Origin of the sequence: Pusillimonas sp. (genome assembly GCF_035515275.1) — a bacterium.
Taxonomy (GTDB): domain Bacteria; phylum Pseudomonadota; class Gammaproteobacteria; order Burkholderiales; family Burkholderiaceae_B; genus Pusillimonas.
In genome coordinates this window covers 44589-58889 of sequence record NZ_DATJBQ010000051.1, presented here as the reverse complement: position 1 = coordinate 58889, position 14301 = coordinate 44589, and the positions used below count along the sequence as shown (strand labels likewise).

The 14301-nt window shown below is 57.7% G+C and carries 14 protein-coding genes and 1 tRNA gene; 8 read left to right on the top strand and 7 right to left on the bottom strand.

What is annotated here, in order from left to right:
- Positions 1-100 precede the first annotated feature (100 nt).
- The 3 genes from argG to VL003_RS03585 are packed head-to-tail and all read right to left on the bottom strand — an operon-like array spanning position 101 to position 3890.
- Positions 101-1435 carry an argininosuccinate synthase gene (gene argG / locus VL003_RS03595; protein WP_325439655.1) on the bottom strand — a complete coding sequence of 445 codons (1335 nt, stop codon included), beginning with the start codon at positions 1433-1435 and terminating at the stop codon, positions 101-103.
- Between the two features lie 32 nt (positions 1436-1467).
- Positions 1468-2124, bottom strand: coding sequence for a nucleotidyltransferase family protein (locus VL003_RS03590; protein ID WP_325439653.1), 657 nt, complete (start codon positions 2122-2124; stop codon positions 1468-1470).
- A 17-nt stretch (positions 2125-2141) separates the two neighbouring features.
- Entirely contained in the window at positions 2142-3890 is a 1749-nt protein-coding gene (locus VL003_RS03585) for a SulP family inorganic anion transporter (RefSeq protein WP_325439651.1), read from the bottom strand.
- A gap of 224 nt (positions 3891-4114) precedes the next feature.
- On the opposite strand from VL003_RS03585, the gene VL003_RS03580 reads away from it, so the two are divergent.
- Positions 4115-4190: transfer RNA gene (locus tag VL003_RS03580), tRNA-Ala, on the top strand.
- Between the two features lie 47 nt (positions 4191-4237).
- On the opposite strand, the gene VL003_RS03575 is transcribed toward VL003_RS03580, so the two are convergent.
- Positions 4238-5137 (bottom strand): class I SAM-dependent methyltransferase, encoded by a 900-nt coding sequence (locus tag VL003_RS03575; protein ID WP_325439649.1) that lies wholly within the window; start codon positions 5135-5137, stop codon positions 4238-4240.
- 110 nt (positions 5138-5247) lie between these two features.
- Positions 5248-5703, bottom strand: coding sequence for a cupin domain-containing protein (locus tag VL003_RS03570; RefSeq protein ID WP_414708229.1), 456 nt, complete (start codon positions 5701-5703; stop codon positions 5248-5250).
- Positions 5704-5729: 26 nt separating this feature from the next.
- Between VL003_RS03570 and VL003_RS03565 the strand changes: the two genes are divergently transcribed.
- Together VL003_RS03565 and VL003_RS03560 are read left to right on the top strand one after the other, a co-directional pair.
- The gene (locus VL003_RS03565) at positions 5730-6392 is read left to right on the top strand and encodes a hypothetical protein (RefSeq protein WP_325439645.1); all 663 of its coding nucleotides are present in this window, start codon (positions 5730-5732) and stop codon (positions 6390-6392) included.
- A 67-nt stretch (positions 6393-6459) separates the two neighbouring features.
- Positions 6460-6897, top strand: coding sequence for a hypothetical protein (locus VL003_RS03560; protein WP_325439643.1), 438 nt, complete (start codon positions 6460-6462; stop codon positions 6895-6897).
- Positions 6898-7034: 137 nt separating this feature from the next.
- Here VL003_RS03560 and VL003_RS03555 read toward each other — a convergent pair whose 3' ends face one another.
- Positions 7035-8081 (bottom strand): hypothetical protein, encoded by a 1047-nt coding sequence (locus VL003_RS03555; protein ID WP_325439641.1) that lies wholly within the window; start codon positions 8079-8081, stop codon positions 7035-7037.
- The gene (locus VL003_RS03550) at positions 8078-8896 is read right to left on the bottom strand and encodes a hypothetical protein (RefSeq protein WP_325439639.1); all 819 of its coding nucleotides are present in this window, start codon (positions 8894-8896) and stop codon (positions 8078-8080) included. The genes VL003_RS03555 and VL003_RS03550 overlap by 4 nt, the downstream gene beginning before the upstream one ends.
- On the opposite strand from VL003_RS03550, the gene VL003_RS03545 reads away from it, so the two are divergent.
- The 5 genes from VL003_RS03545 (at position 8889) to VL003_RS03525 (ending at position 14152) form a co-directional block, all read left to right on the top strand.
- Positions 8889-9158 (top strand): hypothetical protein, encoded by a 270-nt coding sequence (locus tag VL003_RS03545; protein WP_325439637.1) that lies wholly within the window; start codon positions 8889-8891, stop codon positions 9156-9158. The two genes, VL003_RS03550 and VL003_RS03545, sit on opposite strands and share 8 nt — an antisense overlap.
- A 33-nt stretch (positions 9159-9191) precedes the next feature.
- On the top strand, positions 9192-10091 hold the full coding sequence (locus VL003_RS03540; protein WP_325439635.1) for a sensor domain-containing diguanylate cyclase: 900 nt from the start codon (positions 9192-9194) through the stop codon (positions 10089-10091).
- A gap of 156 nt (positions 10092-10247) precedes the next feature.
- Positions 10248-10925: an EAL domain-containing protein gene (locus VL003_RS03535; protein WP_325439633.1), complete on the top strand. Its 678-nt coding sequence runs from the start codon at positions 10248-10250 to the stop codon at positions 10923-10925.
- Positions 10926-10971: 46 nt separating this feature from the next.
- Complete coding sequence (locus tag VL003_RS03530; RefSeq protein WP_325439631.1) at positions 10972-11313, top strand: zinc ribbon domain-containing protein YjdM; 342 nt, start codon at positions 10972-10974, stop codon at positions 11311-11313.
- 103 nt (positions 11314-11416) lie between these two features.
- Positions 11417-14152, top strand: coding sequence for a cation-transporting P-type ATPase (locus tag VL003_RS03525; protein WP_325439629.1), 2736 nt, complete (start codon positions 11417-11419; stop codon positions 14150-14152).
- The last annotated feature ends 149 nt before the right edge of the window (positions 14153-14301 follow it).

Here is a 14301-nt window from a genome sequence, read left to right as displayed (position 1 = left end):
CAAAAAAGGTCGCCGAAGCGACCTTTCTTGTGGGTACCGCACCCCGAGTGACCAGCTGCCCCAAGCAGCCGCCGAGCACGCGGAGTTTATGGGGCGACGACTACTTTTTGCTGTCGTCTTTAAGCTGTGGCAACGCCTCGCCCTGGCTGGACAGCAAGCCCGCCTGGGTATAGGTGAACAGCTTGTCGCGCGTGTCGGCGATGTCGAGATTGCGCATGGTGAGCTGACCGATACGATCGCGTGGCGAAAACGTGGAATCACCCTTTTCCATGGTGAGGCGTTCGGGGTGGTAGGTAAGGTTGGGCGACTCGGTGTTAAGCAACGTGTAATCGTTGCCACGGCGCAGCTCGATGGTGACCTCGCCGGTAACCGCGCGCGCCACCCAGCGCTGCGAGGCCTCGCGAAGCATGATGGCCTGTGGGTCGAACCAACGGCCCTGATACAGCAGGCGGCCCAGCTTGCGGCCGTTTTCGCGATATTGCTCGATGGTGTCTTCGTTATGAATGCCGGTAACCAGTCGTTCGTAGGCGATGAACAGCAGGGCCAGGCCCGGCGCTTCGTAGATGCCGCGGCTTTTCGCTTCGATAATGCGGTTCTCGATCTGGTCGCTCATGCCCAGGCCGTGGCGCCCGCCGATGCGGTTCGCTTCAAGCAGCAGTTCGACGCTGTCGTTGTATTCGCGGCCGTTCAGCGCAACCGGGCGCCCTTCTTCAAAGCGAACGGTGATCTCTTCCGCCTTGATTTGAACGTCGTCGCGCCAGAACGCCACGCCCATAATGGGCTGCACAATACGCATGCCCGAATTTAGGAACTCGAGGTCTTTGGCCTCGTGGGTGGCGCCCAACATATTGGAGTCGGTAGAGTACGCCTTCTCGGCTGACATCTTGTAGTCGAAACCGTGCTCGCGCATGTACGCTGACATTTCAGCACGGCCGCCCAGCTCGTCAATAAAGGTCTGGTCCAACCACGGCTTGTAAATTTGCAGATTGGGGTTGGTCAGCAGGCCGTAGCGGTAAAAACGCTCGATGTCGTTGCCCTTATACGTGCTGCCGTCGCCCCAGATATTGACGTCGTCTTCTTTCATGGCGGCCACCAGCATGGTGCCGGTTACCGCACGCCCGATAGGGGTTGTATTGAAATACGTGGCGCCGGCCGTGGTCACGTGAAAAGCACCGCACTGCAAGGCTGCAATACCTTCGGAAACGAGTTGCTGGCGGCAGTCGATAAGACGCGCGATTTCAGCGCCGTACTCAAGCGCCTTGCGTGGAATGGCGTCGTAATCGGGTTCATCAGGCTGACCCAGATTGGCCGTGTAGGCGTAAGGGATGGAACCCTTGTTGCGCATCCAAAGCAAGGCGGCACTGGTGTCGAGGCCGCCTGAAAATGCAATGCCGACCTTTTGGCCGACAGGAACGTTCTGAAGTATGGTAGTCATTGCTTAAGCCAAAATTCGAATACGAAATTCTACTACGGACGCAGAAACTTCTCTTGCCCACGCGCGGCCCGCAACGCTTGGGGCGTGTCAATATCCATAAAGATGGCGTCGCTATGCACCGGCACCTCAAGCACATTGTCGCGATGCGCGTTCAATAACGAGCGTGCCCCTTCATCGCCTTGCAAGGCACCCAGCCCCTGCACCATGGCGGGCGCCCATAGAACGGGATTGCCCCGTTTGCCCTTGAAACCCGGCTGGTAGGCCGCTTTGCCGGGCTGCTGCCAGTAGGCATGTATAAGCTGGTTCAATTCCGTTGCCGAAACCCGCGGCATGTCTCCAAGGCACACCAACAAGGCCTCGTGCGGCTGGGTCGCGGATGCAGCGGCGCGCACCGAGGCGGCCAGCCCTTCTTGAAACTCGAGGTTGTCCACGAACTGTACGCTCAAACCTGAAAGGGCTTCGCGCACTTTTTGTGCTTCGTGGCCCACAACCACCACCACACGCTCGCAAAGCGATGCCAGCGCTTGTTCAACGACCTTGCGCACCATGGGCGCGCCGTCGATTTCCTGCAGCAGCTTGTTTTTCGGGCCCATGCGTCGACTCAGGCCGGCCGCCAGCACAGCAACCAATACCGGTGGCCCCCCCGTTTCCGGCCGCTGAGCTTTGAATTGAAAAGTGGATTCAGACATGCCGCCAGAATACCGCACTAGGCCAGGCTTTCGGGTGCCAGATCTTCAATGGCCTGGTAGTGGGTAAGGTACACCTTGCCGCTCAGGTTCTGCAAAAAATCGGTTCGCGCCAGGCGGTCTTGCACCGGCCCTTTGAGCTCGGACAAATGCAGGCGGATGCCGGCATCGACCAGACGCGCCTCGATGTGCTCGAGGCTTTCGAGGGCACTGGCATCAATGGCATTGATCGCCGAGCACTGCAACACCACGTGGCGCAGCTCGGGCAGGCCGGCAACGGCCTCATTGATACGGTCTTCCAGGTAGCGGGCATTGGCAAAATACAGGCTTTCGTCGATTCGCAAGCCCAATACATGCGGGCTGGTGCCGACCTTATGACGAAGCACATTGCGAAAATGCTCGGTGCCCGGCACCTGGCCCACCACGGCAATGTGCGGCCTGCTGCTGCGATAAAGATGCAGCACCAGCGCCAAGGCAACGCCCACGATCAAACCGGCCTCGACCCCCGCCACCAACGTAACACCCAAGGTGCCGGCCACCACTGCGAAATCAAAACGCGAATAGCGCCACGTACGCTTGAGCGTGCCCAAATCAACCAGCGACAGCACCGCAACGATGATGGTTGCCGCCAGCGTGGCCTGAGGCAAGTAACGCAGCACGGGCGTAAACAACAAGGTCACCGCAGCGATACCGACTGCGGTATAGACGCCGGCCGCAGGCGTTTGCGCACCGGCATCAAAATTGACCACCGACCGCGAAAACCCGCCCGTAACCGGCAGGCCTGCGCTAAAAGCCGCGGCAACGTTGCTGGCTCCCAGGGCCACCAGCTCTTGGTCGGGCACCACACGTTGACGCCGCTTCGCCGCCAGTGTTTGCCCCACCGAGATCGACTCCACAAACCCCACCACGCCCAACAGCAACGCGGGCAGCGCCAGATCCATCCACAAAGCGGGATTCCAGACCGGTACGGTAAAAGGCGGCAAGCCTTGCGGCACGTTACCCACCACGTTTACCCCACGAGCGGCCAGCCCCCAAGCCCACACCGCCAGTGTGGTAGCCGCTATGGCCGCCACCGGCCCGGCCTTGGCCAGCGCGTCGGCCCAACGCATCCCAACCCCTGCGCGCAACAACAGGGGTTTGAGCCGGCTGCGCGACCACCACAAAAATCCCAAAGCCCCCAACCCCAGAGCCAGGGTAGGCAGATTGGTGTGCGGCAGGCCTTGCCATAATGAGGGAAGCAATTGAGGCAGCGTGCCTCCCTGAGCAGGGATGCCCAGGACATGTCGAACCTGGCTTAGTGCAATCAGCACGGCCGAAGCCGAAATAAACCCCGAAACAACGGGATGACTCAGATAGTTCGCCAGAAACCCCAGCCGCAGCAACCCCATCAATATCAGGATCAGGCCGGACATAAGAGCAAGCACCAGGGTGGCTTCCCAATATGCCGCACTGCCCGACGTAGCCACTTGCCCAATCGCCGCAGCAGTCATCAACGACGTAACCGCCGCCGGCCCCACGGCCAACGTACGGCTGCTGCCGAACACGGCATACGCGACCAGGGGCAAGATGCTTGCATATAGGCCCGCCTGGGCCGGAACGCCTGCCAGCATGGCGTACGCCAGACTTTGCGGAATCAGCATCAAGGTGACAATGGCAGCCGCAAGCAAATCGCCGCCGAACTGGTCGCGGTCGTATTGCCGCCCCCAGGAAAGTATGGGCAGCCAGCGAGACCAGACACCGCTTCTTTGAATGTCGGCGTCAGGACGCATGGCGGAGTTCCGTTTCAAATAAGGGCACGCTTGTTTTGTCTTGAGGGTATTCGATTGACATGATTGTCCGTACTACTTGCCGATGATTCTGTAGCTCTGGAATGCAATGCGCCGGTATTATCACGCGCCGAATAGTGTACGCACGAACGTAGGCACGCCTTTTATTTAGATAATTCTAATATAAAGCACGCGACAAGAATAAAAAATTGTAGAATGTTCGCGTCGGGGACGTAGCTCAGCTGGGAGAGCGTCGCGTTCGCAATGCGAAGGTCGGGAGTTCGATCCTCCTCGTCTCCACCAATACTCAAGCCCTAAACGGCATTACTTAGGGCTTTTTTATGACATTCCTATGGCTTTTTGCTGCCCGCTGTCAGCAGCAAATCGTTCGGGCCCTGCCAGCCGCTTTCGGTCTCGAAAATTTGAAGTTTTTGTTCCATTTCGCCCCACGCCAGGGCTCTGTCCGAGTCGTTCAGGGCCCCAAGAATCTGCATGATGGGTGAAGCCGAATTGCGGATGAACTCTAGATAAGAGCCGGCCGATGGCAAGTTGAACGGTGCCTGGACCGCCCTTGAGCTGACATTCTCGAACCCGGCGGATTCAAAAAGCTCGTCAAGATGACCGGGCTTGCCCAGGCTGAACAACCCACCAGGCTGATAAGGGCTGGGTGGAGGCAAACCTGCATATTTGAAAGCTGTTTGCAGAAGTATGCCAACGCAAGGGTTCTTCTCGGGTTGCGAGAAAACCATGACGCAGACGCGCGAACCCGGTTTTAGGGCATGTTGCATCTGATGAAGGGCTTTGAGCGGGTCGGGACAGAACATCAGGCCCAGCCTGCATATTGCCGCGTCAAAACTGGCTGGCGGCAGATCGAGGTTCTCGGCGTCGGCCACCTTGGTCTCTACATTGTTCAGGCCGGCCTTCTGAGCATTTTCCTGGGCGAGTTCAAGAATCAGCTCCGAAATATCGGTGGCCAACACCGACCCCGATGCCCCTGCACGCCGAGCAGCATCCAGCGTCTGATCGCCGGCGCCGGCGGCAACGTCAAGCACACTAAACCCAGGCTTTATTTCAGCCAAGTCAAGCATAAGCTGGGTGGACGCGGCTAACCATTGATGAATTTGTGGTGTGTACTTGTTCCACCCTTTGGCCGCGTGATTCCACGCCTGGTGTGTCTTGGCCTTGAATTGCTCGGCAGTTAACGACGCATTTTGGTTCATGATGGCCTCCTCGGCGATTATGAAACGCACCTGAGTTGAGTATATGCCCGAAGCAGAACCAGTGGCACTGCCTGGCGATGCGTGTTGAGCGCCCTTTTCTAGAAATAAGTAACGGGCGCTCGACAACGCATCGAGTCGTGCTATTGCTTCATCCGGAAGAATATGCTGTTGCGCCTGCCGATTTCGGGAATTTTTTCCCGGTCTGCCGGAGCTTTCACTTCGCGATCGACATCTCGGAAAAACGCCTCAGCGTGGGCCGGGGCGTCCATGATAAGCATGCAGGCCGGCCCTTCAGAGTCGCCCTGGAATCCATGCAGGGTTCCCCCGGGCGCATAGAGAAATTCACCGGCTTGAATCAGTTGGTCTCCGCTATCTAACTTGAACCGCACACGGCCTTGCGTTACGTAGTAGGCCTCGTCCCAGGGGTGGTCGTGGGGTGGAGGGCCTGCGTGTTTTGGAAGGGTGACTTCCATCATGGACCACGCGTGGCCTGTTTTGTCGCCAGTGCATAGAAACTTTACCTGGAGGCCCCTCATTAAGGCCAAATTCCCGATGGCGCTAAGCTCGACGAGCAGTATGATCGTTTGGCAAAGCACCCGAATCAACTCAGCGAGGTAGGGCCATGAAGCTCACTGTCTTTCTGATCGCGGCCAGCCAGCCAATGCGCAAGACGCGCCTGACGCCATTGCTTTGCGCGGCACTGATGCTCGCGTCGCCCGCTTACGGCGCTGAACCGTCGCAAGGTAGCCCACACTCCGATTACAAACCCGAGGCGCAGATGCATTTTTTCGGGACATATTGGAAAAACAAGCGTACCGCCCGCGAGTCCGAAAATCTTTTCACCCTGTCCCCAAACATTATCGTGCCGGATGACGATGCGCCGGCGGGCGGCACGGCAACCTTCGGATGGTTCGATTCAGGCGAAGTCAAATTGCTGCAGTATGTAGAGTATCTTCCCTCAATTCAGTTCGCCCAGTCCTCCCGGAAATTGATGCCCCCGAAATTGCCTTTCGACATTGACGATTTGCCTCGGTATGCCATGGTCTGCGCCTGGCCGATTGAAGACGGAAAAATATCGGGTGACCCGATCAAAGCGTATGCCGAGCGGGAAGATGCAAATTACGAGGTAAAAGACATGAAGCAGTATGTGCATACCAAGGCGGCTTGGCGCAATGTGCGGGTAAAAAATGCGGAAAGCAGATTTTCCGACAAGGATTACTGCAAGGAAATCGCTCACTCAAAAGTCTCGTCCGCAGCTTGGTGGTGGCCGGCGCCGGCAAAATGATTAGTGTGCTTAGGCAAACGTCGATACTGCTGCTCTGATACAGCCCACAACTTCAGGAATTCACCACATGTCTGTATTCCAAAGGCCCAAGCCTGACCGACCGCGTCGTTGGAAAATACTGACGCCCGCGCTCAGCTCAACCCTACAGCGGTCGCTGGCCATTGCGCTTGCCGTCATGGCTTCTTCAGTCTGCGGCCAGCTTGCACGGGCCGAAGCGCCCTGCAGGACGATTCAATTTCAAGCAGGCGCTTCGTCAATCACGATTTCCGACTCGGTTGACCCCGATGCGACGCAGTGCTTTCACTTCTCGACCCGCCAGGGACAAAACGTGCGCGTCGCCATCACATCCAAAGACCAGAATACTGTTTTCTCGATACTTGGCCTGGTTGATGCACGCGACCAGTACACATTCAAAAGCCAGAAACAAACCTATGAGATCGTTGTTGGTCAGCTTATGCGATCTGCAACTGCCGATACCTATCAGCTTATGCTGTCGATCAAGTAATTCCACAGCCCGGTCAATTCGACCCTCTTTTGCTCAGGCCCCAATATTTAGCCTTAGCACATCGCCCCTTTCCGCCAATCGCAGCCGTGATCGGCAGGCTCGTTAATAGCCTTATCTAAGAAAACCTGACGGCTCCATCAAGGGAACCAGCGCTTTACTTTTATCGTCGACACCACCTGGATAATCTGGAACAACGCGCTTAACAGGGTCAAAAAGCCCGTCGCTAACACGACGGCGATGACGACACCGCTCTTGTGCTTGATTTTGACCCACCAACTGGCCTGGAAACTAAAATTGCCGCCGCCGTAGCGATCGATTTCCACTGCGTCCGCGCGTGCAAACATCGCAACGTCCAGTACCTTGACCTCGTGCGTAGGGTTTGATGTGGTGAAGCGAACGAACCCTTTAGGAAACAGCAGGTTGCCCTGATTGTCTTGGGCGGCGCCCAGCCTTACCTGGTCGCCCAAAGCGAGTTCAGACTCTTCGGCCAGGCTGCGCCCCGTCAAGGTCTCGTCAGAGGTGGCAAAGACGGCCAGCTTTCCGCCTTGCAACATTTCTCCGAAGCCGCTGCTTACGTCATGCCCAACTTTTGTAGTGCCATAAAACGGCAGCACAATGACAGACGCCTGAGCGGGGCTGGGGGCTGCCAACCACAGCAGGTTCATCTCGGAAGGTAAACGCACAACGGGGCGGTCTATCTCGCGTAGAAGACCAAGTGAAGCGCCTTCGCGACGTAATGTCATTCGAATCAGCCCCGATGGCCGCGACGATGGCGACGGCCCGGATGAGATCCTGATTTTAATTGGATTGTGCTCGTCAGCCCGCAACTCCAACCCTCTGGCCAGCGCTGTGCCGGCCACCGGCAAAGGTTGCCAGTTAGAACCTCCGCAAACAGAGGTCTCGCCCCTGGGCGAAGTGCCCGCGCCACCAGCCTCGGGTATGCAAATTACCGCGAATCCGATTTTCCACTGGGTAGGCGTGATCAAATCGAATTCAATGGTTTCCGTCTGTGCCGTCAAGTGCAACTGCCACGGGACATCGCTTCGTAACACGTTGATCAAGGCAACCGCGAAAAAAAGCAAGATGGCCAGCGTCATGATGGGAAGCAACCTTATCCCGGCAACCAGCGGCACGCGACTTGTCGCCGTGTCAGGAGCGGGTCCGGCGGTTTCCTCGTCGGTCATGGTGCACCGCGAACAACCACAACAGAGGCCTCGGGCATATCTTGCCCGTATTGCTCGCGAATCACGGTAATTTTGGCACCCCCCTTCTGGTTGGCCGGCCATTCAAGGGTGCAGATGTAGTCATAGCGAAAACGGGTCTGCCCGGTCGCTTTACAAGCAACTCGGTCGCGGTCAGGAAAAGAGGCATAGACATCGGTCGCGCCGGACGAATTGATATACAGACGCACATGGGTTCTGCTGGATCCTGCATGGCCTATCAACAGCGCTTCTCCTGACGGCGCGTCACACAGCCCGCTGGATGCCATTACGGCGATTTCAGTGTCAGCATAACTTTGCAGAACCCGAAGGTGACGGGATTTTTCGTAGGGCAGCAACACGACGTCGCCTGCCACTGCATCCGCGGGTAGTTCGTATTGATTGTTGGCCCAGTAGTCGCCGTCCCGGGTCAGTACGGTCAGGCACACCTCTGGCGGCGGTCTGTGTTTACCGACAGCAATGTTCAACGACTGAATGTGCGTTCCGTCCAAAGCTCCATCGGACACACCAACAATGACCATTCCAGGGTTGCCGGACACCACAGAGCCGACGACCGCGCCCCCCATGGTGGCCAGACGGCGGCGCTCCGAGAAGAGCCCGCTCAGGAGAACATTCTGACTGATTGTTTCCTGGAAATCCCCACGCAATATGGCCTGCTTGTGGGGAGCAGCGCTTGCAAACCCGAAAGCCGCCAAGCCCACGCTGCACCAAACGGCGAAATGGAACAAGCGCCGTCGAAGGCGGTACAGCCCGGGAGCAGGAGCAATTCTCTTGTTCATAGTGGCCCTTGATGCGCGCTGCGATGCGGCTTCGGCTTATCGCCAAACAAGTTTGCGTTGTCACGTTTGTTACGAAATGCCGGATTTAATCGTAGCAATGTCGCTCATATCAGCGCATCCGCCGATTGACCTACTCGATCCTTTGGTGCTGCCCCTCAGCGCCATGAGCGGGGAACAAAATGCCTGTCGCCCTTACGCGGACATGAATAAATCGATTGGCACCCCAGCTTTCCGGCGGCAGGCTGCGGGCAAGGCGGTATGATCACAGTTGCCGTTGTTTTATGAGCCCCCCTACATGTACTGTGCGCCCCCGCTGTCAGCGAGCTTTCTATCGACCCTGCTAGAGCGCATTGATGACATCATCATTGTTACCGACGCTCATCCCATCGATGCCCCTGGGCCCAGAATTGTCTATGTCAATAAGGCATTCACCGAGATTTCCGGCTATACGTTCGAAGAAGCAGTGGGCCAAAGCCCGCGCATGCTGCAAGGGCCCGGAACAGACCGCAAGGCATTGGACCGTATCAGGCGTGCATTGCAGCAACACCGCGAATGCCGTGAAGAAGTGCTGAACTATCACAAGGACGGCACCGCTTACTGGTTGCACCTGCATATCGTTCCATTGTCGGATGAGACCGGCGAAATACGATATTTCGGCGCGATACAACGCAATATCACCGAACAGCGCAATCAGACCGAGCGACTTTTGCATCTTGCGCATCGGGACGTACTGACCGGCCTGCCAAATCGAGGTGCCTTGGAAAATGCGTTCAACCGCCTGTCAGCCAAGCCCTCAGAACGCGGCCATGCACTTCTTTTGTTGGATCTGGATCGATTCAAACAGATTAATGATACCTACGGGCATCTTGCCGGCGACGAGCTACTGAGAATGTTTGCCGCATTGTTATTGTCGAGCGTTCGCCGGGATGACTTCGTAGCCCGCCTTGGCGGCGACGAGTTTGTGATCTTGTTACCAGACACCCAACTCGAACATGCGCACGGCGTGGCTCAAAAAATTGTTCATGCCAGCCTTGAACTTAAAGTGGAAAAAATCAATCTGGTCGAGTTCGGGTCAAGCGCCGGCATCACTGCACTATCGTTTAAAGAAGAACTGAACTCAGCGATAGCTCGGGCCGACAAGGCGCTATATAGTGCAAAGTCAGAAGGAAAGGGAACGGTGAAAATTGAGTTGTAAGCGCCGATCGCCGAGCGCACGCCGCTCCGGCTTCATCCCTATTACCCACGCCTATCCCCCAGCGACCCAATGTCAAACACATCTACAGACCGCCCTTCATTGACCCCGAGCTGCATGGCTTGCCGGGACGGACATGGATTGGATTTTGATTTCACCATGGCATTTCAACCTATCCTCGACCTTCATACCGGCAGGCCCTACGCCTATGAAGCACTGGTTCGAGGCCTGCAAGGTGAGTCGGCCGCGACCATCCTTGCACAGGTCAACGACGGCAACCGTTATCAGTTTGATCAGTCGTGCCGCATCAAGGCCATAGAACTGGCCAGCAGCCTCGGGTTGCAAGATCTGCCGGACTGCAAGCTGAGCATCAACTTTTTGCCCAATGCCGTATATCAGCCCGCAGCCTGTATCCAGGCCACGTTAAAAGCTGCCCGCCGATGCGATTTTCCGCTAGAAAGGCTAATGTTTGAGGTCACCGAGGGCGAGCAGCTGGAGAACCCGACGCACCTCGTAAACATCTTCCAAGAATATCATCGACACGGGTTCACGACGGCCATTGATGATTTTGGCGCCGGCTACTCTGGCTTGAACCTGTTGGCACGATTCCAGCCCCATGTGCTCAAGCTGGACATGGAGCTTACCCGCGACATCGACAGCAATACAGTACGACAGGCCATTGTGGCGGGTGTTATTGTCATGGCCCAGAAATTGAACATCGTCATCATTGCCGAAGGAATCGAAACACAGGCCGAGTGTGATCAGCTCAGCGCCTTGGGCGTCCGTTATATGCAAGGCTATTTATTTGCCCGGCCAACCACTGGTAAGCTGGTGTAGCATCGATCGCCGCGTTCGCACCGCCGGCTATTTACAAGGAATACTCATGAGCGCACTCCCCCCCTGTCCCCAATGCCATTCTACTTATACCTACGAGGATGGCGCGGCGTATGTCTGCCCCGAATGCGCACATGAATGGGCCGTGCACGCCGAAGCTCAGGCAGACACCAGCGAAAAGATCTTCCGTGATTCAGCAGGCAATGTTCTGCAAGACGGCGACACGGTCACGGTTATCAAAGACCTGAAACTCAAAGGATCGGGCGGCGTCATCAAAATGGGCACCAAGGTAAAAGGCATTCGTCTGGTAGACGCTGACCATGATATCGACTGCAAGGTCGATGGCTTTGGCCCAATGAGCCTCAAGACCATGTTCGTCAAGAAAGCATAGGCCTCGCCTGGTCCGGCTCGCCCAGCGTTCGGCTCAGGGCCGCTTTCCCAGCAAACACGACAGTGCTTAAACGCGGCGCGCGTGCGCGGCAAAGGCACAAGCAATGTGCAATATCCCCGGCATACCTTCTGACAACAACCCCTGGCACAGCCAGCCCCCCGAACAGGTGATGCAAGCACTGCAGTCGCCCGAAAGCGGACTGTCGGACACCGACATTGCAGCCCGTCTTGCCACCTACGGCCGTAATGAACTGGCTGCGGCCAAGCCTCGCCACCCCCTGCTCCGGTTCCTGCACCAGTTTCACAATCTGTTGCTTTATTTGATGATGGGCGCCGGCGTGATCACAGCCTTTTTGGGCGACTGGGTCGATGCGGGTGTGCTATGGGGTGCGGTGCTGGTTAACGCCGTGATTGGTTTTGTGCAAGAGGGCAAAGCCGAGAATGCGCTTTCCGCCATACGCGGCATGCTTTCGCCGCACGCCATGGCCGTGCGCAGCGGACAGCGGAAAGAGGTGGATGCCGCCACGTTGGTGCCCGGCGACCGCGTCCTGATCGCCTCGGGAGATCGAGTTCCCGCCGACCTGCGTTTGCTGCATGCGCGCGAACTGCGCATTGACGAAGCCTCATTAACGGGCGAGTCGCTGGCAGTAGAGAAAAATACAAATGCCGTTGACGCAAAGGCCCTGTTGGGCGAGCGCAGCGGCATCGCCCATTCGGGCACGCTGGTGGTCAGTGGGCAAGGAGTGGGGGTAGTGGTGGCTACCGGCCTCAAAACCGAGATCGGTCGCATCAGTCACTTGATTAGCGGTATCGAAAATGCCGCCACGCCGTTGATGCGCAAGATCAACCGCTTCTCGTTTCATCTGGCCGTTGTGATTGTGGGCCTGGCCGCCGCCACTTTCGCGTTCGGCGTGATGGTGCGCGGCTACCCGCTTACCGATATGTTCCTGATGGCCGTGGCCTTGATTGCATCGGCCATCCCCGAAGGGCTGCCGGCCATCATGACCATCATACTTGCGCTGGGCGTCCAGCGCATGGCGCGCCGCCACGCTGTCATTCGCCGCCTGCCGGCCGTGGAGACACTGGGCTCAGTCACCATTATTTGCTCTGACAAAACCGGCACCCTGACCCGCAATGAAATGACGGTGCAACTAATCGTTACAGGCGCCGGCCGTTACCAGGCCACTGGCGTTGGCTACGAGCCCAAGGGCCGCCTCCTTACAGAAAACGGCGATGAAATCGACGGCCGTATTGATGCGGACTTGATCCCTGTCTTGCAAACCGGAATCCTTTGCAACGACAGCACGCTGGAACAGGGCGATGGCGGCTGGCAGATTGTGGGCGACCCCACCGAAGGCGCCCTGCTGGTGCTGGGTGCCAAGGCGGGCCTCGCAACGCGAGCCCCTATCGACGACTGGACGAGACTCGACTCCATTCCTTTCGAGTCCGAAAACCGTTACATGGCCACCCATCACCGTGACGCCGCCGGCCTAGACTGGATCCTGGCGAAAGGCGCGCCCGAGCAGGTATTGTCGATGTGCACAACCCAGCTCGAAGGTGACGCAACCCGGGAAGTAGACGTTGATTATTGGCGGCGCATGGCCAACGATATTGCCGGGCGCGGCCTACGGCTGCTGGCGCTTGCCCGCAAGGCGGCTGCCCCGCAGCAGAGCACGCTAACGCCGGCCGACATGCAACACGGCTTCGTCATGCTGGCGCTGGTCGGCATGATCGACCCCCCGCGCGAAGAGGCGATTTACGCAGTGGCGCAATGCCATACGGCCGGCATCCGGGTAAAAATGATCACCGGCGACCACATCGACACAGCGCGGGCCGTGGGTGCCCAATTGGGCATCGGCGTAGGCAAGCCCGCGATGACCGGCGCTGAAATCTCGCTGATGGACAATGCCGGACTGCGTCGAGTTGTCGGCGAGGTAGATATCTTCGCCAGGGCAAGCCCCGAACACAAGCTGAGGCTGGTTCAAGCCATGCAAGAAAGCGGACACATCGTAGCCATGACGGGCGACGGCGTTAATGATGCACCGGCGTTAAAACGCGCCGACGTCGGTGTGGCCATGGGTTTGAAGGGCACGGATGCCGCGCGCGAAGCAGCGGACATGACGCTGGCCGATGACAACTTCGCGACGATTGCCTCAGCCGTACGCGAGGGGCGCGCCGTTTACGACAACCTTCGCAAGTTCATCCTGTTCATGCTGCCGACCAACGGCGGCGAAGCTCTGGTGGTAATCGTTGCGTTGCTGGCCGGCTTTACGCTGCCGCTGACACCCGCCCAGGTGTTGTGGATCAATATGGTCACCGCCGGCACGCTGGGCATAGCACTGGCGTTCGATGCACCCGACGAAAACATCATGCGTCGAGCGCCGCACCCTCCGCAAGAGCCGCTGTTTACTCCGTTTTTCGTATGGCGCCTTATATTTGTGTCGCTGCTTATGATGCTGGGCGCCGTTACGCTGTTTCTGTACAAGCTCGATAGTGGCGCGTCGCTTGAAGTGGCTCGCACCATGGCCGTTAACACCATCGTGCTGTGCGAAGTGGTTTACCTGCTCAACAGCCGCCGCCTGCAACGCCCAGTGCTCGATCGAGAAGGCTTGCTCGGCAACCCTTATGCGCTGCTGACCATGGCCATTGCCGTGTTTTTGCAGTTGGCTTATGTTTATTGGCCCCCCATGCAGCGCCTCTTTGGGTCCGCCGCGCTGACCCCCGTTGAGTGGCTGTTGACACTTACTGCGGCCCTTGTGTTGTTCTTTGCCGTGGAAGCCGAAAAAACCATCGCTCAAAGGCTGCGAACACGTGGGAAAAAACAACGATTTTCTCCTTAGCGCAGGGGGTCATGCGACCTGCTTTACCTTCCGATAAGCGCCTGCCCTTACCGGCTGGGCCGTTCAGCCCACTACCTTGACCCTGCCAATACGGCATGAAACAATGCCTGCATCGTTATCGCGACCGTTGCCCTGGGCTATTCCGGTCA